This is a genomic window from Shigella sp. SIG3 (genome assembly GCF_053555855.1).
This window is the reverse complement of sequence record NZ_JBQZXE010000011.1, coordinates 25,958-50,671: the sequence shown is the minus strand read 5'-3', so window position 1 is coordinate 50,671 and position 24,714 is coordinate 25,958. Positions and strand designations below refer to the sequence as shown.

At 51.8% G+C, this 24,714-nt stretch carries 23 protein-coding genes and 1 tRNA gene; 10 read left to right on the top strand and 14 right to left on the bottom strand.

Features of this window, described 5'->3' with window-relative positions; all coding sequences use genetic code 11:
- The first annotated feature begins 11 nt into the window (after positions 1-11).
- The 4 genes from ACUU1I_RS04340 to yejF are packed head-to-tail and all read left to right on the top strand — an operon-like array spanning position 12 to position 5,537.
- Positions 12-1,826: an extracellular solute-binding protein gene (locus ACUU1I_RS04340; protein WP_005069754.1), complete on the top strand. Its 1,815-nt coding sequence runs from the start codon at positions 12-14 to the stop codon at positions 1,824-1,826.
- Positions 1,827-2,921, top strand: a complete 1,095-nt coding sequence (locus tag ACUU1I_RS04335; RefSeq protein ID WP_000501600.1) for a microcin C ABC transporter permease YejB — start codon at positions 1,827-1,829, stop codon at positions 2,919-2,921.
- Positions 2,921-3,946, top strand: coding sequence for an ABC transporter permease (locus ACUU1I_RS04330; protein WP_000088916.1), 1,026 nt, complete (start codon positions 2,921-2,923; stop codon positions 3,944-3,946). The genes ACUU1I_RS04335 and ACUU1I_RS04330 overlap by 1 nt, the downstream gene beginning before the upstream one ends.
- Before the next feature lies 1 nt (position 3,947).
- Positions 3,948-5,537, top strand: a complete 1,590-nt coding sequence (gene yejF, locus ACUU1I_RS04325; protein WP_000194904.1) for a microcin C ABC transporter ATP-binding protein YejF — start codon at positions 3,948-3,950, stop codon at positions 5,535-5,537.
- Between the two features lie 3 nt (positions 5,538-5,540).
- Here yejF and ACUU1I_RS04320 read toward each other — a convergent pair whose 3' ends face one another.
- The 3 genes from ACUU1I_RS04320 to rsuA all read right to left on the bottom strand — a co-directional run bounded on the left by ACUU1I_RS04320 (position 5,541) and on the right by rsuA (position 8,131).
- Positions 5,541-5,885, bottom strand: coding sequence for a YejG family protein (locus ACUU1I_RS04320; RefSeq protein ID WP_000202798.1), 345 nt, complete (start codon positions 5,883-5,885; stop codon positions 5,541-5,543).
- A gap of 332 nt (positions 5,886-6,217) precedes the next feature.
- Complete coding sequence (bcr, locus tag ACUU1I_RS04315) at positions 6,218-7,408, bottom strand: multidrug efflux MFS transporter Bcr (RefSeq protein WP_000213400.1); 1,191 nt, start codon at positions 7,406-7,408, stop codon at positions 6,218-6,220.
- Between the two features lie 27 nt (positions 7,409-7,435).
- On the bottom strand, positions 7,436-8,131 hold the full coding sequence (rsuA, locus tag ACUU1I_RS04310; protein ID WP_001234850.1) for a 16S rRNA pseudouridine(516) synthase RsuA: 696 nt from the start codon (positions 8,129-8,131) through the stop codon (positions 7,436-7,438).
- A gap of 149 nt (positions 8,132-8,280) precedes the next feature.
- On the opposite strand from rsuA, the gene ACUU1I_RS04305 reads away from it, so the two are divergent.
- Positions 8,281-10,041, top strand: a complete 1,761-nt coding sequence (locus tag ACUU1I_RS04305) for a DEAD/DEAH box helicase (RefSeq protein ID WP_000578070.1) — start codon at positions 8,281-8,283, stop codon at positions 10,039-10,041.
- Between the two features lie 124 nt (positions 10,042-10,165).
- Entirely contained in the window at positions 10,166-10,450 is a 285-nt protein-coding gene (gene rplY, locus ACUU1I_RS04300) for a 50S ribosomal protein L25 (RefSeq protein ID WP_000494183.1), read from the top strand.
- A 138-nt stretch (positions 10,451-10,588) separates the two neighbouring features.
- Here rplY and yejK read toward each other — a convergent pair whose 3' ends face one another.
- On the bottom strand, positions 10,589-11,596 hold the full coding sequence (gene yejK, locus ACUU1I_RS04295) for a nucleoid-associated protein YejK (RefSeq protein WP_000050789.1): 1,008 nt from the start codon (positions 11,594-11,596) through the stop codon (positions 10,589-10,591).
- 181 nt (positions 11,597-11,777) lie between these two features.
- Between yejK and ACUU1I_RS04290 the strand changes: the two genes are divergently transcribed.
- The 3 genes from ACUU1I_RS04290 to ACUU1I_RS04280 all read left to right on the top strand — a co-directional run bounded on the left by ACUU1I_RS04290 (position 11,778) and on the right by ACUU1I_RS04280 (position 13,936).
- On the top strand, positions 11,778-12,005 hold the full coding sequence (locus ACUU1I_RS04290) for a YejL family protein (RefSeq protein WP_001135672.1): 228 nt from the start codon (positions 11,778-11,780) through the stop codon (positions 12,003-12,005).
- A gap of 19 nt (positions 12,006-12,024) precedes the next feature.
- Positions 12,025-13,785 (top strand): LPS biosynthesis-modulating metalloenzyme YejM, encoded by a 1,761-nt coding sequence (gene yejM / locus ACUU1I_RS04285; protein WP_000256211.1) that lies wholly within the window; start codon positions 12,025-12,027, stop codon positions 13,783-13,785.
- A 74-nt stretch (positions 13,786-13,859) separates the two neighbouring features.
- Positions 13,860-13,936: transfer RNA gene (locus ACUU1I_RS04280), tRNA-Pro, on the top strand.
- 102 nt (positions 13,937-14,038) lie between these two features.
- Here the strand turns inward: ACUU1I_RS04280 and yejO are convergent.
- Positions 14,039-16,630, bottom strand: a complete 2,592-nt coding sequence (gene yejO, locus ACUU1I_RS04275; RefSeq protein WP_005063684.1) for an autotransporter YejO — start codon at positions 16,628-16,630, stop codon at positions 14,039-14,041.
- 319 nt (positions 16,631-16,949) lie between these two features.
- Here yejO and narP point away from each other — a divergent pair, with 319 nt between their 5' ends.
- On the top strand, positions 16,950-17,597 hold the full coding sequence (gene narP, locus ACUU1I_RS04270) for a nitrate/nitrite response regulator protein NarP (protein WP_005069774.1): 648 nt from the start codon (positions 16,950-16,952) through the stop codon (positions 17,595-17,597).
- A gap of 210 nt (positions 17,598-17,807) precedes the next feature.
- Here the strand turns inward: narP and ccmH are convergent, their stop codons facing one another.
- The 9 genes from ccmH to napC are packed head-to-tail and all read right to left on the bottom strand — an operon-like array spanning position 17,808 to position 24,709.
- Positions 17,808-18,860 carry a cytochrome c-type biogenesis thiol:disulfide oxidoreductase CcmH gene (ccmH, locus tag ACUU1I_RS04265; protein WP_001211575.1) on the bottom strand — a complete coding sequence of 351 codons (1,053 nt, stop codon included), beginning with the start codon at positions 18,858-18,860 and terminating at the stop codon, positions 17,808-17,810.
- Positions 18,857-19,414 (bottom strand): thiol:disulfide interchange protein DsbE, encoded by a 558-nt coding sequence (gene dsbE, locus ACUU1I_RS04260; protein ID WP_000824439.1) that lies wholly within the window; start codon positions 19,412-19,414, stop codon positions 18,857-18,859. Before dsbE ends, ccmH begins: the two co-directional genes overlap by 4 nt.
- A complete protein-coding gene (ccmF, locus tag ACUU1I_RS04255) occupies positions 19,411-21,354 on the bottom strand; it encodes a cytochrome c-type biogenesis heme lyase CcmF (protein WP_000982459.1) in 1,944 nt (647 codons plus the stop codon). The genes dsbE and ccmF overlap by 4 nt, the downstream gene beginning before the upstream one ends.
- Positions 21,351-21,830 (bottom strand): cytochrome c maturation protein CcmE, encoded by a 480-nt coding sequence (ccmE, locus tag ACUU1I_RS04250; protein ID WP_001026418.1) that lies wholly within the window; start codon positions 21,828-21,830, stop codon positions 21,351-21,353. Before ccmE ends, ccmF begins: the two co-directional genes overlap by 4 nt.
- Positions 21,827-22,036 carry a heme exporter protein CcmD gene (ccmD, locus tag ACUU1I_RS04245; RefSeq protein WP_000186540.1) on the bottom strand — a complete coding sequence of 70 codons (210 nt, stop codon included), beginning with the start codon at positions 22,034-22,036 and terminating at the stop codon, positions 21,827-21,829. Before ccmD ends, ccmE begins: the two co-directional genes overlap by 4 nt.
- Positions 22,033-22,770, bottom strand: coding sequence for a heme exporter protein CcmC (gene ccmC, locus ACUU1I_RS04240; RefSeq protein ID WP_001295447.1), 738 nt, complete (start codon positions 22,768-22,770; stop codon positions 22,033-22,035). The genes ccmD and ccmC overlap by 4 nt, the downstream gene beginning before the upstream one ends.
- A 41-nt stretch (positions 22,771-22,811) precedes the next feature.
- Positions 22,812-23,474, bottom strand: a complete 663-nt coding sequence (ccmB, locus tag ACUU1I_RS04235; RefSeq protein WP_000971730.1) for a heme exporter protein CcmB — start codon at positions 23,472-23,474, stop codon at positions 22,812-22,814.
- Positions 23,471-24,094, bottom strand: a complete 624-nt coding sequence (ccmA, locus tag ACUU1I_RS04230) for a cytochrome c biogenesis heme-transporting ATPase CcmA (RefSeq protein WP_000525602.1) — start codon at positions 24,092-24,094, stop codon at positions 23,471-23,473. Before ccmA ends, ccmB begins: the two co-directional genes overlap by 4 nt.
- 12 nt (positions 24,095-24,106) lie before the next feature.
- Complete coding sequence (gene napC / locus ACUU1I_RS04225; protein WP_000528367.1) at positions 24,107-24,709, bottom strand: cytochrome c-type protein NapC; 603 nt, start codon at positions 24,707-24,709, stop codon at positions 24,107-24,109.
- Positions 24,710-24,714 lie beyond the last annotated feature (5 nt).

Genomic DNA, 24,714 nt, shown 5'->3' with positions numbered 1-24,714 from the left:
ATCCGTTGCAGATGATTGTGCGCATACTGCTGCTGTTTATCGCTCTGTTCACCTTCGGTGCGCAGGCGCAGGCTATCAAGGAAAGCTATACCTTTGCCGTGCTGGGCGAACCCCGGTACGCGTTTAATTTCAACCATTTTGATTATGTGAACCCCGCCGCGCCAAAAGGTGGGCAGATAACGTTGTCAGCCCTCGGTACCTTCGATAATTTCAACCGCTATGCACTGCGCGGCAACCCGGGCGCACGCACCGAGCAGCTGTACGACACGTTATTTACGACTTCCGATGACGAACCAGGCAGTTATTACCCGCTGATTGCTGAAAGTGCACGCTATGCTGACGATTATTCCTGGGTGGAGGTCGCTATTAATCCGCGCGCCCGTTTTCATGATGGTTCTCCCATTACTGCCCGCGATGTAGAGTTTACTTTTCAAAAATTTCTGACCGAAGGCGTGCCGCAATTTCGTCTGGTCTACAAAGGCACCACCGTCAAAGCCATTGCGCCGTTAACCGTGCGCATTGAGTTAGCTAAACCCGGCAAAGAAGATATGTTGAGTCTGTTTTCGCTGCCGGTATTTCCAGAAAAGTACTGGAAGGATCACAAACTTAGCGACCCGCTCGCCACGCCTCCGCTTGCCAGTGGTCCGTACCACGTTACGTCCTGGAAAATGGGGCAAAATATTGTCTATTCCCGCGTGAAAGATTACTGGGCAGCAAACTTACCGGTAAACCGTGGACGCTGGCATTTCGACACCATTCGCTACGATTATTACCTCGATGATAATGTCGCCTTTGAAGCGTTTAAAGCAGGTGCCTTTGATTTGCGTATGGAAAACGACGCTAAAAACTGGGCCACGCGTTATACCGGTAAAAATTTCGATAAAAAATACATCATCAAAGATGAGCAAAAGAACGAATCAGCCCAGGATACGCGCTGGCTGGCGTTTAATATCCAACGTGCGGTATTCAGCGATCGCCGGGTGCGGGAAGCAATCACTCTCGCCTTTGACTTTGAATGGATGAACAAGGCGTTGTTTTACAACGCCTGGAGTCGCACGAACAGTTATTTTCAAAATACCGAATACGCGGCCAGAAATTACCCCGACGCCGCGGAGCTGGTGCTTCTGGCACCAATGAAAAAAGATCTACCGCCAGAAGTCTTCACACAAATCTACCAGCCGCCGGTATCTAAAGGCGATGGCTACGATCGTGACAACCTGTTAAAAGCCGACAAACTTCTCAACGAAGCGGGCTGGGTGCTGAAGGGTCAGCAACGCGTTAATGCCACAACGGGTCAGCCGCTCAGCTTTGAATTATTGCTTCCCGCAAGCAGCAATAGTCAGTGGGTATTGCCGTTCCAGCACAGCCTGCAACGGCTGGGTATCAATATGGACATTCGCAAGGTGGATAACTCGCAAATCACTAACCGCATGCGCAATCGCGACTATGACATGATGCCGCGCCTATGGCGGGCGATGCCGTGGCCCAGTTCCGATTTACAGATTTCCTGGTCATCGGAATATATCAATTCCACTTATAATGCCCCCGGCGTGCAAAGCCCGGTTATCGACTCGCTGATCAACCAAATTATTGCCGCGCAGGGAAATAAAGAAAAATTACTGCCGTTGGGGCGAGCACTGGATCGCGTATTAACGTGGAATTATTACATGCTGCCAATGTGGTACATGGCGGAAGACCGTCTCGCCTGGTGGGATAAATTCTCCCAACCCGCTGTACGCCCTGTTTACAGCCTAGGTATCGATACCTGGTGGTATGACGTTAATAAAGCGGCCAAACTGCCGTCAGCCAGACAACAGGGAGAGTAGATGGGCGCTTACCTGATTCGCCGTCTGTTGCTGGTGATCCCAACGTTATGGGCTATTATCACTATCAACTTTTTCATCGTGCAAATTGCGCCTGGCGGTCCGGTCGATCAGGCCATCGCCGCCATTGAGTTTGGTAATGCCGGAGTATTACCCGGCGCAGGCGGTGAAGGTGTTCGTGCCAGCCATGCGCAAACGGGTGTCGGCAATATCAGCGACAGTAATTACCGTGGCGGACGCGGATTAGATCCAGAAGTGATCGCTGAGATCACTCATCGCTACGGTTTCGATAAGCCGATCCACGAACGTTACTTCAAAATGCTCTGGGACTACATCCGCTTTGATTTTGGTGATAGCCTGTTTCGCAGCGCGTCGGTGCTGACGCTGATTAAAGACAGTCTGCCGGTTTCCATCACCCTCGGATTGTGGAGCACGCTGATTATCTATCTGGTGTCGATTCCGTTAGGCATTCGCAAAGCTGTTTATAATGGGAGTCGCTTTGACGTCTGGAGTAGCGCATTTATCATCATCGGCTACGCCATTCCGGCCTTTTTGTTTGCCATCCTGCTGATTGTCTTCTTCGCGGGCGGCAGCTATTTCGACCTGTTCCCTCTACGCGGCCTGGTTTCCGCTAACTTTGATTCGCTGCCGTGGTATCAGAAAATCACCGATTATCTGTGGCATATCACGCTACCGGTGCTGGCGACAGTGATTGGTGGCTTTGCGGCGCTGACCATGCTGACCAAAAACTCATTCCTTGATGAAGTGCGCAAGCAATACGTGGTGACCGCGCGTGCGAAAGGGGTAAGTGAGAAAAACATTCTCTGGAAACATATGTTCCGCAACGCCATGCTGCTGGTGATTGCCGGTTTTCCGGCGACGTTTATCAGCATGTTTTTTACCGGCTCGCTGCTGATTGAGGTGATGTTTTCACTCAATGGTCTTGGCTTACTGGGCTACGAAGCGACCGTCTCGCGCGATTATCCTGTAATGTTTGGTACCTTGTATATTTTCACCCTGATTGGCCTGCTGCTGAATATTGTCAGTGATATCAGCTATACGCTGGTTGATCCGCGTATAGATTTTGAGGGACGTTAATGTCGCGACTCAGCCCCGTCAATCAGGCCCGTTGGGCGCGTTTTCGTCATAACCGTCGCGGCTACTGGTCGTTATGGATTTTCCTCGTTTTGTTTGGTTTGAGTTTGTGTTCTGAACTTATCGCTAACGATAAACCGTTGCTGGTGCGTTATGACGGCAGTTGGTATTTCCCGTTGTTGAAAAACTACAGCGAAAGCGATTTTGGCGGCCCGCTGGCAAGTCAGGCTGATTATCAGGACCCGTGGCTGAAACAACGGCTGGAAAATAACGGCTGGGTACTGTGGGCACCGATTCGCTTTGGTGCTACCAGTATCAACTTTGCTACCGATAAGCCCTTCCCTTCTCCACCCTCCCGGCAAAACTGGCTGGGAACGGATGCAAACGGCGGCGATGTGCTGGCACGCATTCTCTATGGCACGCGGATCTCGGTTCTGTTTGGCCTGATGCTGACTCTCTGTTCCAGCGTGATGGGCGTGCTGGCGGGGGCGCTACAAGGCTATTACGGCGGTAAAGTCGATCTCTGGGGGCAACGCTTTATTGAAGTATGGTCGGGGATGCCGACGCTGTTTTTGATTATTTTACTTTCCAGCGTCGTACAGCCTAACTTCTGGTGGCTGCTGGCAATTACTGTCTTGTTTGGCTGGATGAGTCTGGTCGGCGTGGTGCGGGCGGAGTTTTTACGTACTCGTAATTTCGACTACATTCGTGCGGCACAGGCGCTTGGCGTCAGCGATCGCAGTATCATCCTGCGTCATATGTTGCCTAATGCCATGGTCGCGACCCTCACCTTTTTACCGTTTATTTTATGTAGTTCGATAACCACCCTGACCTCGCTCGATTTCCTCGGCTTCGGTCTACCGCTCGGTTCACCGTCACTCGGTGAACTGCTGTTACAAGGGAAAAATAACCTTCAGGCCCCGTGGCTTGGGATCACCGCCTTCTTGTCGGTGGCGATATTATTGTCTTTGCTGATCTTTATTGGTGAAGCCGTCCGCGACGCATTTGATCCTAATAAGGCGGTGTAGCATGACGCAAACTCTGTTAGCGATTGAAAATTTGTCGGTGGGTTTTCGCCATCAGCAAACCGTACGTACAGTAGTCAATGATGTTTCACTACAGATTGAGGCTGGCGAAACGCTGGCGCTGGTGGGTGAGTCAGGTTCAGGCAAAAGCGTTACCGCGCTGTCAATTTTACGCCTGCTCCCTTCCCCGCCGGTTGAATATCTCTCCGGCGATATTCGTTTTCATGGCGAATCGCTGCTTCATGCCAGCGATCAAACGTTGCGCGGTGTACGCGGTAATAAGATCGCCATGATTTTTCAGGAACCGATGCTGTCGTTAAATCCATTGCATACCCTGGAAAAACAGCTTTATGAAGTGCTTTCACTCCACCGCGGGATGCGTCGGGAAGCGGCTCGTGGCGAAATTCTTAACTGCCTTGATCGCGTCGGTATCCGCCAGGCGGCAAAACGGCTGACAGATTATCCGCATCAGCTCTCCGGCGGCGAACGCCAGCGGGTGATGATTGCGATGGCGCTGTTAACGCGACCGGAATTATTAATTGCCGATGAACCGACCACCGCACTGGACGTCTCTGTCCAGGCGCAGATTTTACAGCTGTTGCGCGAACTGCAAGGCGAGCTGAATATGGGCATGCTGTTTATTACTCATAACCTCAGCATTGTCAGAAAACTGGCCCACCGCGTGGCGGTAATGCAAAACGGTCGCTGTGTCGAGCAAAATAACGCCGCTACGCTATTTGCCTCACCCACTCATCCTTACACACAAAAGCTACTCAACAGTGAACCGTCAGGCGATCCGGTACCGTTGCCAGAACCTGCCTCAACGTTGCTGGATGTTGAACAGCTTCAGGTTGCCTTCCCCATTCGCAAAGGGATTTTGAAGCGCATTGTGGATCATAATGTGGTGGTGAAAAACATCAGTTTTACGCTACGGGCGGGTGAAACACTGGGTTTAGTGGGCGAGTCTGGTTCCGGGAAAAGCACGACGGGACTGGCGCTGCTGCGACTGATTACCTCTCAGGGCAGCATCGTCTTTGACGGTCAGCCACTGCAAGATTTAAATCGCCGCCAGCTGTTACCTACTCGTCATCGTATTCAGGTGGTATTTCAGGATCCAAACTCCTCGCTCAACCCACGACTCAACGTTTTGCAGATTATTGAGGAAGGCTTACGGGTTCACCAGCCGACGCTTTCTGCCGCACAACGCGAACAACAAGTGATAGCCGTGATGCATGAAGTGGGATTAGATCCTGAAACACGCCACCGTTATCCGGCGGAGTTCTCTGGTGGTCAGCGACAACGTATTGCGATTGCCAGGGCATTAATTCTTAAGCCCTCGCTGATCATACTTGATGAACCGACATCATCACTCGACAAAACGGTACAGGCGCAAATATTGACGCTTTTGAAATCATTGCAACAAAAGCATCAACTGGCCTATTTGTTTATCAGCCACGATTTGCACGTTGTCCGCGCGTTATGTCATCAGGTTATCGTACTGCGACAAGGGGAAGTAGTGGAACAAGGACCGTGCGCGCGCGTGTTTGCCACACCGCAGCAGGAGTATACGCGTCAGTTACTGGCGTTGAGCTGACGCTTAAAAAGGATTGTAGTTTGAAAAGGGTTCGGCAATTGCCACACCAAAATTTTTCAATCGGCATGTTGCAGCAAACTCGTCCTGGCGATTTACAAACAGGCACGGCTCACCTTCACACTCCAACACCGAACATGGAACTTCGATGTCGCTTAACGCCTGGCTTAGTTTATACATCACCGACCATGCATTATCACCATCCGGGCTAAGCAATTTAAGCGCCACCAGGCTGTTGTCACCGCACGGTCCATTTTGCGGAATCGGTTCAACCTTCGAACCTGCGAAACCAGCAGACCAGCGATAGTTCTGCGGCAGTCGATGGACGATTGAGAGTTGTAATGAAGTCACTTATTTTCCCCGGAAGTACATTCGCTTCACAATTTGTTTACATCAATTTTAACACATCATCAACAATCCGTCTTTATACAGATCGTAAAGATTGATGCCTCGCCTGCGTGGCCTCTATGGCTCTGATTTAAGTAATATCTGCGGGCGTGGTCACGTTTGCGGGGCTATATGTACCCGTTTCTGCGATCTAACTCAACCTTTTTAACTACAATGATGTGACTTTTTACATAAATTGATTTTACATAAAATAAACATATATCGGGGAAATGATAGATTTGTGGTTGACATGCATCAACAAAGGAAGCCTTTTACCTTCCTCGTTGTGCAATAGATCACCGTTTTTTCGGCCGACTGGCGTACAGACAGAAGAGAATGGAGCTGGTTGCGCAGAATGCAATTGACCAAATCATCGGCCATGCAGAGTTAAAGGTCGCAAGAGAAAGCAATGCGCCAACAATTGCCCCTATGCCAAAACGGAAGGTTCCTGCCAGCGAAGATGCCGTTCCCGCCATATGGGGAAACTCATCAAGAATGACCGCCATCGCATTGGATGACACCATCGACACGCAGCCCACAAACACCGCAACGCCAACCACCAGCGACCAGAATCCCAGCCCCAGCAGCGCACTGATGACCATCCACGCTGCCATAATAAATTGTATCCACAACCCCGAGCGGAACATATTTAACGCGCCAATGCGGCGGACGAAGCGGCTGTTAAAGATGGTCATCACGAACAGAAAAACAATGTTTAGCGCAAAGTAATAACCAAAGTTTTCCGGCGCGACGTGGTTAATTTCAATATAAACAAACGGTCCGGCGCTTAAGAATGAGAACATCCCGGCAAAGCTGAAACCACTGGCAAGCATGTAGCTCAGGACACGTTTATGGCGGAACAGCGCCGCAAAGTTACCAATAGTGGTACGAATGTGAAATGGCTGACGACGCTCCGGTGGTAAGGTTTCTTTAATCAGGAAGAAAATCATTGCCGAAGCCAGAATCGCCGCTAATGCCAGGATCCAGAAGATGTAATGCCAGCTCAGCCACACCAGCACCCAGCCGCCAACTATCGGTGCCATCAGCAGTGCAATGGTCGTCACCAGCATGACAAACGACATCATCCGCGAGAACTCTTCTTTCGGGTAAATATCACGCATCAAAGCGTTGATAACCACGCTGGCCGCAGCCGCAGCCAGCCCGTGGAAGAAACGCATCACAATCAGCTGATCGATGGTTTGTGCCAACGCACACGCCACCGCGGCGGCGGCAAACACCAGCGTCCCGCCAAGAACCACCGGCTTACGCCCGAAGCTGTCTGCCATCGGCCCGTAGATTAACTGCCCCAACGCAAAGCCCAGAATATAAGTACTGAGGGTCATCTGCGTACTGCCCGCCGATACGCCAAACTGCGCTGAAATTACCGGTAGCGCGGGCAGATACATATCAATCGACAGCGGCATCAACATGGCCAGCAGGCCAAGGATAAAAACAATAGCAAACGACGAATGCTGTCGGGTGGTCACAACGGGCTCCTGAAAGTCATTGAAAAGTTAGACGACGCTGGCAATTTCTTCTTCAGTTAACGGACGATATTCACCGGGGGCTAAATCAGCATCCAGCGTAATACCGCCAATACGTTCACGATGCAGCTCAACCACGTGGTTACCCACGGCGGCGAACATGCGTTTCACCTGATGATAACGCCCTTCGCTGATGGTCAGACGAACCTGCGTTGGGGTAATCACTTCAAGCACCGCCGGCTTAGTGAGATCTTTTTCGTTATGCAGCTGCACGCCTTTAGCAAATTGCTCTGCCGTATCGTCAGCTACAGGTGATTCCAGTGTCACCAGATAGGTCTTCTCGCAATGATGGCGCGGAGAAGTAATGCGGTGCGACCACTGACCATCATCAGTCATCAGCACCAGACCGGTGGTATCGATATCCAGACGTCCTGCGGCGTGCAGTTTCCACGCTACCGGTTCATCCAGAAAATAGAGCACCGTCGGGTGATCCGGGTCGTCCGTGGAGCAAACATAGCCCTGAGGCTTATTGAGCATGAAGTAACGTGGACCGTGTTGCTGCGCCAGCGGGTTGCCATCGTAAGCGACATCATGTTCAGGGAGCAGTTTGAACGCTGCATTACGAACGATTTCGCCATCGACGGTGACACGATTGCCGCGGATTTCACGCCCGGCAATAGCACGGCTAACGCCGAGTTGCTGTGCGATAAATTTATCAAGTCGCATGTGTGTGATTTTGCCTGTAAAAAACGGAGGTCGGGTAATGACCCGAAAATCTGAACTGTTGTCTGCCCAGTATAGCGGTCTAATAACTTCCCTCAAGGGAAAAAGAACCGTGGCATACTATTAGCAGAATAATCTACCTACGCGAAACCATGATTTTTACACTCCGCCCATATCAGCAAGAAGCCGTGGATGCCACGCTCAACCATTTTCGTCGTCATAAAACCCCTGCCGTTATCGTGCTGCCCACCGGCGCAGGTAAAAGCCTGGTGATAGCGGAACTGGCACGGCTGGCGCGTGGTCGCGTACTGGTGCTGGCACACGTTAAAGAACTGGTGGCGCAAAACCATGCAAAGTATCAGGCGCTGGGGCTGGAAGCCGATATTTTTGCCGCCGGGCTAAAGCGCAAAGAGAGCCACGGTAAAGTGGTATTTGGCAGCGTTCAGTCGGTCGCCCGTAATCTTGATGCCTTTCAGGGTGAATTTTCGCTGTTGATTGTCGATGAATGCCACCGTATTGGTGACGATGAAGAGAGCCAGTATCAGCAAATCCTCACTCACCTGACTAAAGTGAATCCCCACTTACGCCTGCTGGGGCTGACTGCCACGCCTTTTCGATTGGGCAAAGGCTGGATCTACCAGTTCCATTATCACGGCATGGTACGCGGCGATGAGAAAGCCCTTTTCCGTGACTGCATTTATGAGCTGCCGCTGCGTTATATGATTAAACACGGCTATCTGACGCCGCCAGAACGACTGGATATGCCAGTAGTGCAATACGATTTCAGCCGCTTGCAGGCACAGAGTAACGGGCTGTTCAGCGAAGCTGATCTCAACCGTGAGCTGAAAAAACAGCAACGCATTACGCCACATATCATCAGCCAGATCATGGAGTTCGCCGAAAAGCGCAAAGGGGTAATGATTTTCGCCGCCACCGTTGAACACGCAAAAGAGATTGTGGGATTACTGCCTGCCGAAGATGCTGCACTGATTACTGGCGACCCCCCCGGCGCTGAGCGCGATGTGTTAATTGAAGATTTTAAAGCCCAGCGTTTTCGCTATCTGGTCAACGTCGCAGTACTGACCACCGGATTTGACGCCCCGCACGTCGATCTTATCGCCATTCTGCGCCCTACCGAATCAGTGAGTCTTTACCAACAAATTGTCGGGCGCGGTCTGCGTCTCGCTCCGGGCAAGACTGATTGTTTAATTCTTGATTATGCGGGTAATCCTCACGATCTCTACGCGCCGGAAGTTGGTACACCGAAAGGCAAAAGTGACAACGTTCCGGTACAGGTTTTCTGCCCTGCCTGCGGTTTTGCCAACACCTTTTGGGGGAAAACGACCGCCGACGGGACATTGATTGAACACTTTGGTCGCCGCTGTCAGGGATGGTTTGAAGATGACGACGGTCATCGCGAACAGTGTGACTTCCGTTTCCGTTTTAAAAATTGCCCGCAATGTAACGCAGAAAATGATATTGCCGCTCGCCGCTGCCGCGAATGTGACACGGTACTGGTTGATCCGGATGATATGTTAAAAGCGGCGCTACGACTGAAAGATGCGCTGGTATTACGCTGTAGCGGCATGTCTTTGCAGCATGGGCACGACGAGAAAGGCGAATGGTTGAAAATCACCTATTACGATGAAGACGGCGCGGATGTGAGTGAGCGTTTCCGTCTGCAAACGCCCGCCCAGCGTACCGCCTTCGAGCAGCTTTTTATCCGCCCGCATACGCGCACACCGGGCATCCCTCTGCGCTGGATCACCGCCGCCGATATCCTCGCCCAGCAAGCCTTACTGCGACATCCGGATTTTGTCGTCGCCCGCATGAAAGGTCAGTACTGGCAAGTGCGTGAAAAAGTGTTCGATTACGAAGGTCGTTTTCGTCGGGCGCACGAATTACGCGGTTAATGGTAGTTTTGATTGATGTATAAGGCGATTGAGTATAGAATCTCGCCCGCTTTTGCATACGCAAAGCAGATCACTTACCTGTTGCTGGGTCGCCTGTAGCAGGATTAATTTAAGAGAGAAAGAAATGTTTACTATCAACGCAGAAGTACGTAAAGAGCAGGGTAAGGGTGCGAGCCGCCGCCTGCGTGCCGCTAACAAGTTCCCGGCAATCATCTACGGTGGCAAAGAAGCACCGCTGGCTATCGAGCTGGATCACGACAAAGTCATGAACATGCAAGCTAAAGCTGAATTCTACAGCGAAGTTCTGACCATCGTTGTTGACGGTAAAGAAATCAAAGTTAAAGCTCAGGACGTACAGCGTCACCCGTACAAACCGAAGCTGCAGCACATCGACTTCGTTCGCGCTTAATTGCTGAATAAGTTGTAAAAAACCCCGCTCCGGCGGGGTTTTTTGTATCTGCAGATTATGCCTGATTACGGTATTGCTATTTTTTGCAGGCCAGATAAGGCGTTCACGCCGCATCTGGCATTCAGAACACAAAACCGATTAATTGCCGCCAGACGTCCGGCGCTGCAATTGGTCGCGCAAATTCGGCGGCGTGCCTTTAATGGTCAAGGTATCGGTTGCTGGATCCCAGAAGATGCGTTCACCTAACAGCATCGCATCAAAGTTAATAGTCAAGCCACCGCCGCTACCGGCAAACTTCGTCAACTGACGCAGTGTGCTACGGTCTGCCGGGAAGCTCTCTTCCAGTTCGTAGCCTTTTTCAGCCGCAAACTCCGTGAAGCTCACTTCGCTTACGCCTGCCAGCTCTTTCGACAGCGATTCCAGTTCGATCTCTTCGCCTGCCTGCAGCTGCTCATTACAGTAGCTATAAACCTGCTGGCGCACGTTCTGTCGCTCTGCTTTATCCAGTTGTGCTTCGGCAGTGAAATCATCAACCGCTTGCAACAGCCCACGGTTTTGCGCTTTCGCGTTCAATCCTTCGCTGGCCCCGAGGAAATCCATAAAGAAATCCGCCACTTTGCGCCCTACTCGCCCTTTCAGGAAAGTGAGATAGCGGGTGGACTCTGGATTGGTTTCCCATTCGGTTAAATCGATACGCGCAACAATATCCGCATGATTGATATCAAGATAATGGGTTGGGTTGATGTCGAGATTTTCGTTAACGCGCATACTGCTCAGGTTGCTCAGAACTGCCACCAGCAGATACTCCACCGCCAGATAACGGTAGTGGCAAAACAGCACGAATCCACCGTCAGCAAAAGGATATTTCGCTAATTCGTCACGCAGGCGACCGGTTGCCGCGCGGCTAAATGCCAGAAAGTCCTCTTCGCCCTGACGCTGTAAGCGCAGCGTCTGCGCCAGTTCACTCTCTTCGCTAAACAAGCCGTAAGCTTTATTTTTGGCGCTATAGACCCGATGCAGTTCTGCCACCATCTCAACGACGGTTTCTGTCGGTTCCAGCAATGAATCGCGCAACACCAGCTCAAGGTTCTGCTCATCACGCTTGATAAGCTGGTGCAGAGCAATCTGGTTGATATCCAGACTCATGATAAACTCTCCTTTAAGACCGGGCGGTATTCAACCACCGCCGGTTAAGCGACGCAATAAAAGATGGCGGTCATTTTACAGAAGGCAGCGTAACGAGAATGATTTAACGCATAAAAAAGCAGAAAAAAAACCGTTGCTACGGTAATATGTTGCCCTTTCATCAACTAACTGATTTCGATTTATGCCACAAATTTCCCGCTACAGTAATGAACAGGTTGAACAATTGCTCGCAGAGCTGCTCAACGTACTGGAAAAACATAAGGCTCCGACCGACCTTTCCCTGATGGTGTTAGGCAACATGGTCACTAACCTTATCAACACCAGCATTGCCCCGGCCCAACGCCAGGCAATTGCCAACTCTTTTGCCCGCGCCTTACAGTCCTCTATCAACGAAGACAAAGCGCACTAAGGGAAACAGATAACAGGTTATGGTAACTCATCGTCAGCGCTACCGTGAAAAAGTCTCCCAGATGGTCAGTTGGGGGCACTGGTTTGCACTGTTCAATATTCTGCTTTCGCTCGTCATTGGCAGCCGTTACCTGTTTATCGCCGACTGGCCGACAACGCTTGCTGGTCGCATTTATTCCTACGTAAGCATTATCGGCCATTTCAGCTTCCTGGTGTTCGCCACCTACTTGCTGATCCTCTTCCCGCTGACCTTTATCGTCGGCTCCCAGAGGCTGATGAGGTTTTTGTCCGTCATTCTGGCGACGGCGGGAATGACGCTATTACTGATCGATAGCGAAGTCTTTACTCGTTTCCATCTCCATCTTAATCCCATCGTCTGGCAGTTGGTTATCAACCCAGACGAAAATGAGATGGCGCGCGACTGGCAGCTGATGTTCATCAGCGTGCCGGTTATTTTATTGCTTGAACTGGTGTTTGCGACGTGGAGCTGGCAAAAGCTGCGCAGCCTGACGCGTCGTCGACGCTTCGCGCGCCCGCTGGCCGCATTCTTATTTATCGCCTTTATCGCCTCGCATGTGGTGTATATCTGGGCCGATGCCAACTTCTATCGCCCGATCACCATGCAGCGCGCTAACCTGCCGCTTTCGTACCCGATGACGGCGCGACGTTTCCTTGAGAAGCATGGCCTGCTTGATGCGCAGGAGTATCAACGCCGTCTTATTGAGCAAGGTAATCCAGACACCGTTTCCGTACAGTATCCGTTAAGCGAACTGCGCTATCGCGATATGGGCACCGGGCAGAATGTGCTGTTGATTACTGTCGATGGCCTGAACTACTCACGCTTCGAGAAGCAGATGCCTGCGCTGGCAGGTTTTGCTGAGCAAAATATTTCGTTCACGCGCCATATGAGCTCCGGCAACACTACAGACAACGGCATCTTTGGCCTGTTCTATGGCATCTCGCCGAGCTATATGGACGGCATTCTGTCGACCCGTACGCCTGCGGCATTAATTACTGCGCTTAATCAGCAAGGCTATCAGCTGGGGTTATTCTCATCAGATGGCTTTACCAGCCCGCTGTATCGCCAGGCATTGTTGTCAGATTTCTCGATGCCGAGCGTACGCACCCAATCTGACGATCAGACCGCCACGCAGTGGATCAACTGGCTGGGCCGCTACGCACAAGAAGATAACCGCTGGTTCTCGTGGGTTTCTTTCAATGGCACTAACATTGACGACAGCAATCAGCAGGCATTTGCACGGAAATATAGCCGGGCGGCAGGCAATGTCGATGACCAGATCAAACGCGTGCTCAATGCACTGCGTGATTCTGGCAAACTGGACAATACGGTGGTGATTATCACTGCCGGTCGGGGTATTCCACTGAGCGAAGAGGAAGAAACCTTTGACTGGTCCCACGGTCATCTGCAGGTGCCATTAGTGATTCACTGGCCAGGCACGCCGGCGCAGCGTATTAATGCTCTGACTGATCATACCGATCTGATGACGACGCTGATGCAACGCCTGCTGCATGTCAGCACACCTGCCAGCGAATATTCGCAAGGTCAGGATTTGTTCAACCCTCAACGCCGTCATTACTGGGTTACTGCTGCGGATAACGATACGCTGGCAATTACCACCCCGAAAAAGACGCTGGTGCTGAACAATAACGGTAAATACCGCACTTACAACTTACGTGGTGAAAGAGTGAAAGATGAAAAACCACAGTTAAGTTTGTTATTGCAAGTGCTGACAGACGAGAAGCGTTTTATCGCTAACTGATTAATTATAAATCAGTTAGCGAAATATCTTACTTGCAATCGGTGTGGAAAACGGTAGTATTAGCAGCCACGAGTCGGCACGTAGCGCAGCTTGGTAGCGCACCGTCATGGGGTGTCGGGGGTCGGAGGTTCAAATCCTCTCGTGCCGACCAAAAATCCCAAGAAAAAACCAACCCTTACGGTTGGTTTTTTTATATCTGCAATTAATTCGATAAACAGACCGTGACACATCACAGCCTGTTTATTTTCTGTTATCAGAACGTCCAGACCACACCCGCCTGAGTATTCCACGGCGATTCTACCCCTGCGCCATTGCCATAGCTGACTGACAAATGACCGCTTAACGTCGGGGTAAACGATGACCTTATCCCAGCCTGATAAACGCCACTGGTTCCAGCCACATCATTATTAAATTTGCCATCGTCATTAACTTTCACCTGGTTAGAATCGGCGTATTCCTGACGCACGGCGGCTTTCAGCCAGGGTTCCAGCGTCGTACCGTTTTGCAGGTCCATGTGATAGCTTACCGCCGTTCCCGCTTCAGCGCGTAATATCCGGGTATTTCCCACATCCGCGCGCATGCCGTTTGATAACGTGTAGTCCTGACCATCTGTGGTAAAGCCGGTAAAGGCCAGATAGGGTCTAACACTCCACAATCCGTCAACCCAACGGAACCCGCTCTCAACATGAGCACCCGCGCCGTTACTATTGTAATCGCCAAACGCTGTTGCCCCATTACTCATCTTGCCATGGATGGTGTTGGCAAAACGGTCAACTTTCACCACCCCATCAACATAGGCACCGTTCTGATGCTCCCAACCGGCATAAGCCCCCAGGGTATAGCTATCGATATTACCTTTTCCGCCGCGATCAAAACCAATATCAGAATGAGAGTAACCAAAGAACAAGCCGCGAATTGTACTGCTTTCTTCACGGGAGAAACGGCTATCGATACCGAGCGTCAGGCCCGTCAATGTTTGCTCAAAACCAGCTCCCGCATCAGTGGTCACGTTGTTGCGGGTGTTAATTGCCGAACTCCACATCACCGTATCGTAACTAACGCCTTTTACGCTACCAAGACGCTCACGCACGGTGTCCAGTTCTGCATCAAATACCAGCGGTTGTGCGGCTGCCATGTTCAGCACATCGGTGGTTGAAGGGGTAATTTGCGCGCGATTCTCTGCGAGGCTCCAGCTATGGTTGCCATTATCCAGCAAGGTATATTCATACGTACCGATATCAACAACGCCTCCGGCATTGCCCAACGTAAATGCAGCATCACCGCCGCCCGTTGTTACCAGTGTAAGGCTATCTCCTGCTGCCGGGCTGGCACCGGTGTCCGTCACGAATATTTTGAAATCACCTGTTGCCTGACCGGTGACGTTGAGCTGATCGCTCTGATGATTGGCCATATCGGTACGCATATAAAAATTGCCGTTTCCCGACAGGGTATTGGTGGTCAACGTAATGAAATTTTCCGCACTTGCCGTCACAGATGAACGAGTCACTGGCTCAGCCATCATAATCACATTTGCGCCGGACATCGCAAGGTTGGCTAAGTTGAGGCGAGTGTTTTGGTTCGTCGTAGTGATATCGGCAATGATGGTCCATGCGCTATTTTCGAGCGAAACGTCCGCTTTGCTGGTATCCACGGCACCATGCGTTCTAAAAGAAGCGCCCTCAGAAACCACTACCTTACCCACCAACATAGCGGGTGCATAATTTATTTGCGGCTTCATGACCTCAAGAATGCCATCATTCCCTCTGACTGACACGTTAACCATTGTGCCAGCCCAGACATTAGCGCGGCCATTGTTGATTACCATATTTTCAGAGATGGCTTTTGAGGAATACGTGATACTTCCATTCTGGTCTGATCGACCGAGATCATATACCGCATTTGCCTGCACTTTCGTACCAGTATCCTTTCCCAGCGATTGCATAGTGGCATGCTCATCAAGGATAGTGTCAATAGCCTGCGTGTCCTCCATAACAATGAGCCCGGAACCATCATCCAGTTCATAATTTTTTGACACACCATCCTTTATACTAAATTGGCCTTTACTGTTTGTACCACTCACTTCCAGCGCATTCGTTGAGACAATTAATTTCCCGCCTGCTTTTTTATCAACGCCAGTTGCAGTCCCGCCATCCATAACCTCCAGTAAGCCGCCACTATCCACAGTAGTATTATAAGCGAAGTCATTTTCTTCAACTCGCAAACTTCCGCCGTTTTCCAACAACATATTATTAGCAATACCATTCTTGATATCGAACTGACCGAGACGGTTTGTTCCGAATACCTCCATGGCCCGCGTGGTTGTTTTAATAGCACCGCCTGCTTTCTGATCTACCGCAAGCGCAAATCCCCCCTCTTTAACCTCCAGTAGTCCTCCCTTTTCGATAGCGGCAAAAACGGTCCCCCCATCTTTTTCAACGATTAAGCGCCCGCCTTTAATCGTGGTATCATTCGCTGGGCCATAAACCTGTAGCACACCATTATTGAGGGTAGTCTGGTTTGCCGCGCCACCCATTTGAACAATTTGATAACCATCATTTAATACTGAGTATTCTGCGGTACCATTCATTTCAATGTATTGATACCCTCCGTTAATTTCAGTATTACTACTTACACCAAATTCTTTTATATGCTGTTCTCCGCCAGGATTGATTTTCGTATTATTGGCGGTCCCATAAACCAGCTGGATATCTTTTTCCAGGATAACACCATCAACTGTCTCACCATACTCAACTGTTGATGCCAATGCTATGGGTGAATATAACGCTGTAGCCACCAGAACAGATATTGCGGAACGACAAAGAGAAACAGAACCAGATTGATGCATTGAGCTTTCATCCTATGAAATTAATTGCAGTTAAAAGCATTGGGTACAGAAAATACCCATAGCTCCATACCCGGAGTCAGTTTTTAAAAACTGTTTAAAGAAATGCACAAGTATTGTGATTGATTTTTTAGTTGTTTTTCTTGATGAGAAGCTGATGCAAAATTCCGTCTTTATAATGAAAATGATGCCAAAGCGAACGACAAGGTTGTAGTTTTCACTACATGTCCATACATAAAATGGGGTAACATTCACGCGCCTGGTAGCGTTACCAACGCTACGCTCAAACATAATGATTCTAATAAAACCTCAGGAGACTACTATGCCTGAAGCAACGCCTTTTCAGGTGATGATTGTGGATGATCATCCACTTATGCGACGCGGTGTTCGTCAGTTACTGGAGCTTGATCCTGGCTTTGAAGTGGTCGCCGAAGCGGGCGACGGCGCGAGCGCGATCGATCTGGCGAATAGACTGGATATCGACGTGATCTTGCTGGATCTCAATATGAAAGGTATGAGTGGCCTGGATACCCTCAATGCCTTGCGCAGGGATGGCGTTACCGCGCAAATTATTATCCTGACCGTATCCGATGCCTCCAGCGATGTCTTTGCGCTGATAGACGCAGGCGCAGACGGTTATCTGTTGAAAGACAGCGACCCGGAAGTATTGCTGGAAGCGATTCGTACCGGAGCGAAAGGCAACAAAGTCTTTAGCGAACGCGTCAATCAGTACTTACGTGAACGTGAAATGTTTGGCGCGGAAGAAGATCCCTTCAGCGTGCTGACGGAGCGCGAGCTGGATGTTCTGCACGAGCTGGCACAGGGGCTGTCAAATAAACAGATTGCATCGGTGTTGAATATTTCCGAGCAGACAGTAAAAGTACATATTCGCAATCTGCTGCGTAAACTCAATGTCCGCTCACGCGTGGCGGCCACCATTCTGTTCCTGCAACAACGCGGGGCACAATAAAAATAGCCCGATGGATTTATCATCGGGCTGAGATTTATGACAAACGCAAAACTGCCTGATGCGCTACGCTTATCAGGCCTACGTGGATCGATCAATTTATTGAATTTACACAATTTTGTAGGCCGGATAAGGCGTTCACGCCGCATCCGGCATAAACTAAGCGCACTTTGTCATCAGTCTAGCCCGATGGCATCACCATCGGGCCTCTTTTTATTTACTCTCCTGCGGCGACAAATGTTGCATCGCCTGCGCGATACTACGTTCAATCACCGCACGGCGAGTATCGTTGGCAGGTAAGAGTTTCAACATCATCTCCCACGCGGCAACGGCTTCGCCAAATCGCTGCTGCTCAAAGGCATTAAACGCATACATGCTTAGCACACGGATATTGCTATGGTCCGTTCTCACCAGCTGACGTAGCAGTTCACCGCCGAGGCGGTTGTCGTTGGGATCAGATGAACGAGTCAACGCTTCAGCGTATCCCAGTGCGGCATCGCTGTTCTTCGGATCGAGGCGATACGCAGTAGCGTATGCATCGGTGGCGATACTGGCGTTACCCAGCGCCATGCCAACGCGGCCCAACATAATCCAGCCTTCTATATCTCCCGGATTTTTTTGCAGTTGAGTACGCATCCCCAGCGCAAGGCGCGACATCTCTTCTTCGTTGAGCGGATCGGCTTTCGGGTCCAGCGCCCTGTCCAGCAACGCCGGAGCCTGTGCCGTGGCCTGCTGCCAGATTTTCACCTGCTGATAATTGCCAGTCTGGTAGTAGCTGACGCCAGCCACAATTAACGCCACCACAATACCCGGCAGATAAACAACATATCCGGCACGCTTACCTTCCGGCACGCTTTGTTCAGGAAACGCTTCCGGCACCACGCGTACCCGACGCCGCGAGCGGGCGTATATGACCCAACCGCCAATGCCAATAGCCACTACTGGCAGCACCCACAGCAGCACGGTCAGCGGCGTTAACGGCGGATCGTAAGTGACGAAGTTGCCGTAACGCGCCACCATATAATCGACAATCTCTTTTTTACTTTTACCTTCCTGCATCAGTTCATACACTTTCTGACGCAGGTCGGTGGCAATCATCGAGTTGGAATCGGCAATGCTGTTGTTCTGGCATTTCGGGCAGCGCAGTTCTTCAGTGAGCTGACGGAACTGTTGTTCCTGTGCTTCATCTTTAAACTGCAACACGTCGATGGTCGCCAGCGCTGAGCCGGAGATCATCAGCATCAGCACGCCCAATAAAAACCTCATTGTGCGGCCTCCTTACTGTATTTCTCCCACAGCGGCTTGATCTCTTCTTCCCAGACGCGAGGATTGAGATCGCCCGCATGGCGATAGCGAATGATACCGTTGCCGTCAATAAGGAAGGTTTCTGGCGCGCCATAGACACCGAGATCCAGCCCTAACATGCCGTCGCCATCAAACAGGCTTAGCGCGTAAGGATTGCCCAGCTCTTTCAGCCAGCTGATTGCCTTCTGGCGATCGTCTTTATAGTTCATGCCGACCACGCGAATGCCCTGCGCTGAAAGCTGATTCAGATATTGATGTTCCGCACGGCAGGTCGGACACCAAGTCGCCCAGACGTTAAGCAGTACTGGTTTGCCCTGAGTCAGCACATCCGCCTGATAAAACTGCCCCGGATTGTCCAGTGATTCGAGACGAAACTTCGGCACAGGCTTGCCAATGAGCGCCGATTCCAGATTGGTCGGATCATCCCCTTCGGCATTACGCGCCAGCTGCCACAGCAGCGCCGCGGCAATCGCCAGGAAGATAATCAACGGAATTAACAATACTTTGCGCTTCATACGGCCTCCGGCGCAGTTTTTTGCGGACTCACGCGCTTACGATAGCGAGGATCAAACAGACACAGCAGTCCGCCCAACGCCATCATCAGCCCGCCCGCCCAAATCCAGCGAACAAATGGTTTGTAGTAAAGACGCACGGCCCACGCGCCGTTTTCCAGCTCTTCACCGAGCGCGGCGTACAGGTCACGCGTGATGCCGCCGTCAATTGCCGCTTCGGTCATCATCGACCCGGCAGTGTTGTAATAACGTTTTTCCGCATACAGCACCGTTTCCGGTTTACCCTCTCGCGTTACGCCAATAGTCGCCACACCGCCGCGCCAGTTCGGGCCAGTCACCTCTTTGACATCACGGAAGGTGAAGCGATATTCATGAATATCGACGCTATCGCCGGACTTCATGCGCACATCACGCTCAACGCTATAATTCTGGCTAAAGGCAATGCCAACAATTGTCACTGCCAGCCCCAGGTGAGCCGCCACCATCCCCCAATAACTGAAGGTGGTTTTCGTGCCGCGTGAAATACGCAGCGCAGCTTCCGCAGTTGCCAGCACCGCAATCCAGCAGGCCATTGCCAGGCCGAGCACCGTCATCGCCACAACTTTGCTTTCGAACAGCCACGGCAACAGCAGAGACAGCACCAGCGTAGAGATGAAGGCGATAATCAATAAATTGCGGATTTTACGTGGGCGATCGCGCCCCCAGCGCACCAGAGGACCGACACCAAGCAGTAGCGCAAACGGCACCATCAGCCAGGTAAACATGGTGTTGAAGAACGGTTCGCCAATCGAAATACTGCCCAGTCCAAGTTGCTTGTGCACCAGCGGCAGCAGCGTCCCCAGCAACACCACCAGCATCGCGGCGACCAGCAAAACGTTGTTCGCTAACAGCAAAGATTCCCGCGACCACAGCGCATTGTTTACGCGTGAGCGAACTTTGTGTCCACGCGCGGCAAACAGCAGCAGCGAACCGCCAATCACCAGCACCATAAAGGCGAGGATAAACATACCGCGCGCCGGATCAGACGCAAACGCGTGTACCGATACCAGCACGCCGGAACGCACGAGGAAAGTCCCCAACAGACACAACGAGAAGGCACTGATTGCCAGCAGTAATGTCCACGCTTTGAAGCTGGCGCGTTGTTCAGTGACCGCCAGTGAGTGCATCAGTGCAGTCCCCACCAGCCACGGCATAAACGAGGCGTTTTCTACCGGATCCCAGAACCACCAGCCACCCCAGCCGAGTTCGTAATAGGCCCATGCGGAACCGAGCACAATGCCGAGCGTCAGGAAAATCCACGCCGCCAGCGTCCACGGGCGAGTAAAACGCGCATAAGTGCTGTCCAGACGCCCGCTCAGCAAAGAAGCAATGGCAAAAGCAAACGCCACCGAGAAACCCACGTACCCCATATAAAGCAGAGGCGGATGGAAGATCAGCCCCGGATCCTGTAACAGCGGGTTAAGATCGCGCCCTTCAATCGGGAAGTTCGGCAGCGTGCGTGAGAACGGGTTAGAGGTAAAGAGAATGAACAGCAAAAAGCCGACGCTGACCATCCCCATTATCGCCAGTACACGGGCCACAATATCCAGCGGAATACGCTGACTAAAAATCGCCACCGCAAAGGTCCAGCCGCTCATCAGCAGCACCCACAGCAGAAGCGAACCTTCATGCGCGCCCCAGGTAGCCGCCACGCGATACCACACCGGAAGCTGGGTATTGGAGTTGCTGGCAACATAGGTGACGGTAAAGTCGTTGACCACGAAAGCATTGACCAGCACCAGAAATGCGCCAGCCACAGACATAAACAGCAGCCAGGCAAACAAGCGGGAAGACGCCATCATGCGCGCATCTCCGCGCGCCACGCCCCATAGCGGATACACGGACAGCAGCAGCGCAATCCCTAACGCCAAGCACAGCAGCCCGTTTCCAATTTCCGGCATCATGATGCTGGGTCCTTATAAACACTCGCCGGGCGACGGTGGTTAGCTTCCATCGCTTTCTCAACTTCTGGCGGCGTGTAGTTTTCGTCGTGTTTCGCCAGCACTTCTTTCGCGAGGATATGATTGCCTTTTTCCAGCTCGCCCTGCACCACAACGCCCTGCCCTTCACGGAACAGATCCGGCAAAATGCCTTCGTAAGAGACATCCACTGAGCCTTCAGCATCGTAAATGGTGAAGGTCACTTTCAGCGAATTGGGATCGCGCTGCACGCTACCCGGCATCACCATCCCGCCAACGCGCAGACGCTGACCGACTTCCGGCATCTGCTGAGTTTCACGCTTGCCGTAGAGAATTTCCCCCGGCGTATAAAAGAGATCGATATTCGAGCGCAGCGCATATAGCACCAGACCGATAGTCAGCGCCAGCCCTGCCAACACGGCACAGGCAATCCACAAGCGGTTTTTACGGCGAATATTCATGCAGCCTCCTGCTGTTGCGCAGCACGTAAACGCGCCTCACGCGCCCGCTGTTGCGCCACACCACGCAGAATTGCGCGATGTTGCATCACCGAGTGCACGACCAAAACCACCAGCGGAATAACGGTCATCACCACCGCCAGCCAGACAAAAAAGGCGTAACCGCCCATTGCGAAAAATTCATTCCAGGAAGCAAATGCAGGGGTCATTTACGGCCTCTTTTCAGTATCAGTTCACTCACCCACGGACGGCGTTTTTCCATCAGCAAAATCAAATTACGCATCCGCATCAGCGTCAGCGTGGCAGACAGGAGCAGGAAGCCAAAAATCGACCAGCGCAGCGGCGAACGCATCGCCGGATCGATACTTTGCTGCATCCGCGTTGATCCCTGATGCAGGGTGTTCCACCACTCCACGGAGTAATGAATAATCGGCAGATTCACCACGCCAATCAGCACCAGGATACCTGCCGCACGGCCCGCCAGACGGCGGTCGTCGAAGGCGTGCCACAGGGCAATCACACCCACATACAAAAACAGCAGCACCAGTTCAGAAGTCAGACGTGCATCCCATACCCACCAGGTGCCCCACATCGGTTTTCCCCATGCAGAGCCGGTAACCAGGGCAATAAAGGTAAACACGGCACCAATGGGGGCCATCGCCGCCACCGCCAGGTTGGCCATTTTCATCTGCCAGACAAGGCCAATAAACGCCGCCACCGCCATTGATGCATAAATGCCCATCGACCAGATCGCCGCAGGCACATGCAGGTAGATAATGCGGTAGCTATTTCCCTGCTGATAATCAGCCGGAGCAAAGCCGAATCCCCAGATCCAGCCGACGGTAAGCACGACCACACTGGCAATTGCCAGCCACGGTATAAACCAGCCACAGATTTGATACAGCCGTGGTGGGATCGCCAGTTGATGCAGTGTTTTCCACATAGTTTCGATACCAGACTCGAACAAAAATCAGTAATCCAGCGTTATTGAATGCTGATTCGTAACGCTGCCGCCGTCGCAAAAGGACTTAATGTCGCGGTGCCTGCCAGCAACGCGCCTAAAATTGCCAGATACCCATCAACGGGCAAATGCATAGAAGCCGCGTCCATCGCGGCGGTGGCAAAGATGAGTAATGGGATAGTCAGCGGTAACACCAGTATGCTGAGCAGCACACCACCGCGCTTAAGTCCCACTGTCAGCGCCACGCCCGGTGCACCGAGAAAGCCAAGCGTAGGCGTTCCCAGCAGCAGCGTCAGCGCCATCACTTGCCAGCCATAAACATCCATTCCCAGTAGCATTGCTACCAGTGGCGAAAGGATGAGTAACGGCAGACCGGTTACCATCCAGTGCGCCATCACCTTCGCCAGCACAACGGCGGGCAAGGGTAACGGCAACAACATCAATTGTTCAAGACTGCCGTCCTGCAAATCGTCACGGAACAGTCGTTCCAGCGCCAGCAAGGATGAAAGCAGCGCAGCAACCCAGATAATGCCCGGTGCAATACGCGCCAGCAGTTGCGGCTCCGGACCGATACTGAGCGGAAAAAGGGTAATTACAATCAGGAAGAACCACAGCGGGTTGGCGATTTCGGCGCTATGGCGAAACGCTACGCGCAGTTCAAGACGGAAAATACGCCAGAACATCATGCGGCCCTCGTTTGCGTCAGTGAAATGCGGCGAATTTTACTTTCAGCAACGTTGAGCGGCTGGTGGGTAGTCAGAATCACAATCCCCCCCTGCTCCGTATGCTGCGCCATACGCTGGGTCAGACGATCGACGCCGTTAACGTCAATCGCGGTAAAAGGCTCGTCGAGGATCCATAATGTGGCACGGGTCAACCACAGACGCGCTAAAGCGACGCGGCGTTGTTGCCCGGCAGAAAGTTGATTTACCGGAATATCTTCGAATCCGGCAAGCCCGGCCTGCGCCAAGGCTTCCAGACATTGTGCGGCATCGCCATCGCGATGATAAAAGTGCAGATTTTCTAACGCCGTCAGCCGGGTTTTGATCCCCGGCTGATGGCCTATCCATAACAGGTTTTGATGGTAGCTGTCGCGTACCTGATGCAAGGGCTGCCCTTGCCAGAGAACCTCGCCAGCGTCAGGGCGAGACAACCCCGTCAGCAAACGGAGAAGCGTTGTCTTCCCCGCGCCGTTGCTACCGGTGATTTGTACCCACTCTCCTGCGTTCAGCGTAAATGACAAGCCACTAAATAAGGTTCGTTCATCCCGCTCACAAAGTACCTCTCTGGCTTCAAGCATACCCACGCAATAACCCTGTTAAAAACCTGGCTCGACTTCACGCATATCGGGCAGCTTGTGCGCGATCCCTTTATGGCAATCAATACAGGTTTGCCCATCTTTCACCGCCTGGTCATGCATCTTCGCGGCAACCGATTTCTGGGCGGTTGTATCCATATACTCGAAGTTGTGACAGTTACGGCACTCCTGCGAGTTATTGTCCTTCATGCGCCGCCACTCATTCTGTGCCATCGTCAGACGATGAGCTTCAAATTTCTGCGGCGTGTCAATAACGCCAAAAATTTTACCATACAGCTCTTTACTTGCTTTGAGCTTGCGTATCATCTTCGGCACAAACTCGTGCGGAACGTGACAATCCGGACAGGTCGCACGGACGCCGCTACGGTTGTTGTAGTGCACGGAATCCATGTATTCCTGATACACCGTGTTGCGCATTTCGTGGCAGCTAATGCAGAACTCTTCGGTATTGGCTTTTTCCATCCCGGTGTTAAAGCCCCCCCAGAAGACGATGCCGCCAACAAAACCGATCAACAGCAGCGTCCCCAGCGCCAGATGGCTGGGGGTACGCCACCATTTCCACAGGCGCTTAATCAGACCAGGCTTACGGTCAGAATTTCCCATAATAA

Excerpts from the sequence above, each read along its gene's own strand:
- yejK (WP_000050789.1), bottom strand. The coding sequence starts at position 11,596 with ATGAGTCTGGATATCAACCAGATTGCTCTGCACCAGCTTATCAAGCGT.
- ccmE (WP_001026418.1), bottom strand. The coding sequence starts at position 21,830 with ATGAATATTCGCCGTAAAAACCGCTTGTGGATTGCCTGTGCCGTGTTG.
- ACUU1I_RS04290 (WP_001135672.1), top strand. The coding sequence starts at position 11,778 with ATGCCACAAATTTCCCGCTACAGTAATGAACAGGTTGAACAATTGCTC.
- ACUU1I_RS04330 (WP_000088916.1), top strand. The coding sequence starts at position 2,921 with ATGTCGCGACTCAGCCCCGTCAATCAGGCCCGTTGGGCGCGTTTTCGT.
- yejO (WP_005063684.1), bottom strand. The coding sequence starts at position 16,630 with ATGCATCAATCTGGTTCTGTTTCTCTTTGTCGTTCCGCAATATCTGTT.
- yejF (WP_000194904.1), top strand. The coding sequence starts at position 3,948 with ATGACGCAAACTCTGTTAGCGATTGAAAATTTGTCGGTGGGTTTTCGC.
- ccmD (WP_000186540.1), bottom strand. The coding sequence starts at position 22,036 with ATGACCCCTGCATTTGCTTCCTGGAATGAATTTTTCGCAATGGGCGGT.
- ACUU1I_RS04305 (WP_000578070.1), top strand. The coding sequence starts at position 8,281 with ATGATTTTTACACTCCGCCCATATCAGCAAGAAGCCGTGGATGCCACG.
- ccmF (WP_000982459.1), bottom strand. The coding sequence starts at position 21,354 with ATGATGCCGGAAATTGGAAACGGGCTGCTGTGCTTGGCGTTAGGGATT.
- napC (WP_000528367.1), bottom strand. The coding sequence starts at position 24,709 with ATGGGAAATTCTGACCGTAAGCCTGGTCTGATTAAGCGCCTGTGGAAA.
- dsbE (WP_000824439.1), bottom strand. The coding sequence starts at position 19,414 with ATGAAGCGCAAAGTATTGTTAATTCCGTTGATTATCTTCCTGGCGATT.
- rsuA (WP_001234850.1), bottom strand. The coding sequence starts at position 8,131 with ATGCGACTTGATAAATTTATCGCACAGCAACTCGGCGTTAGCCGTGCT.
- ccmH (WP_001211575.1), bottom strand. The coding sequence starts at position 18,860 with ATGAGGTTTTTATTGGGCGTGCTGATGCTGATGATCTCCGGCTCAGCG.
- yejM (WP_000256211.1), top strand. The coding sequence starts at position 12,025 with ATGGTAACTCATCGTCAGCGCTACCGTGAAAAAGTCTCCCAGATGGTC.
- ccmC (WP_001295447.1), bottom strand. The coding sequence starts at position 22,770 with ATGTGGAAAACACTGCATCAACTGGCGATCCCACCACGGCTGTATCAA.
- ACUU1I_RS04335 (WP_000501600.1), top strand. The coding sequence starts at position 1,827 with ATGGGCGCTTACCTGATTCGCCGTCTGTTGCTGGTGATCCCAACGTTA.
- ccmB (WP_000971730.1), bottom strand. The coding sequence starts at position 23,474 with ATGATGTTCTGGCGTATTTTCCGTCTTGAACTGCGCGTAGCGTTTCGC.
- rplY (WP_000494183.1), top strand. The coding sequence starts at position 10,166 with ATGTTTACTATCAACGCAGAAGTACGTAAAGAGCAGGGTAAGGGTGCG.
- narP (WP_005069774.1), top strand. The coding sequence starts at position 16,950 with ATGCCTGAAGCAACGCCTTTTCAGGTGATGATTGTGGATGATCATCCA.
- ACUU1I_RS04340 (WP_005069754.1), top strand. The coding sequence starts at position 12 with ATGATTGTGCGCATACTGCTGCTGTTTATCGCTCTGTTCACCTTCGGT.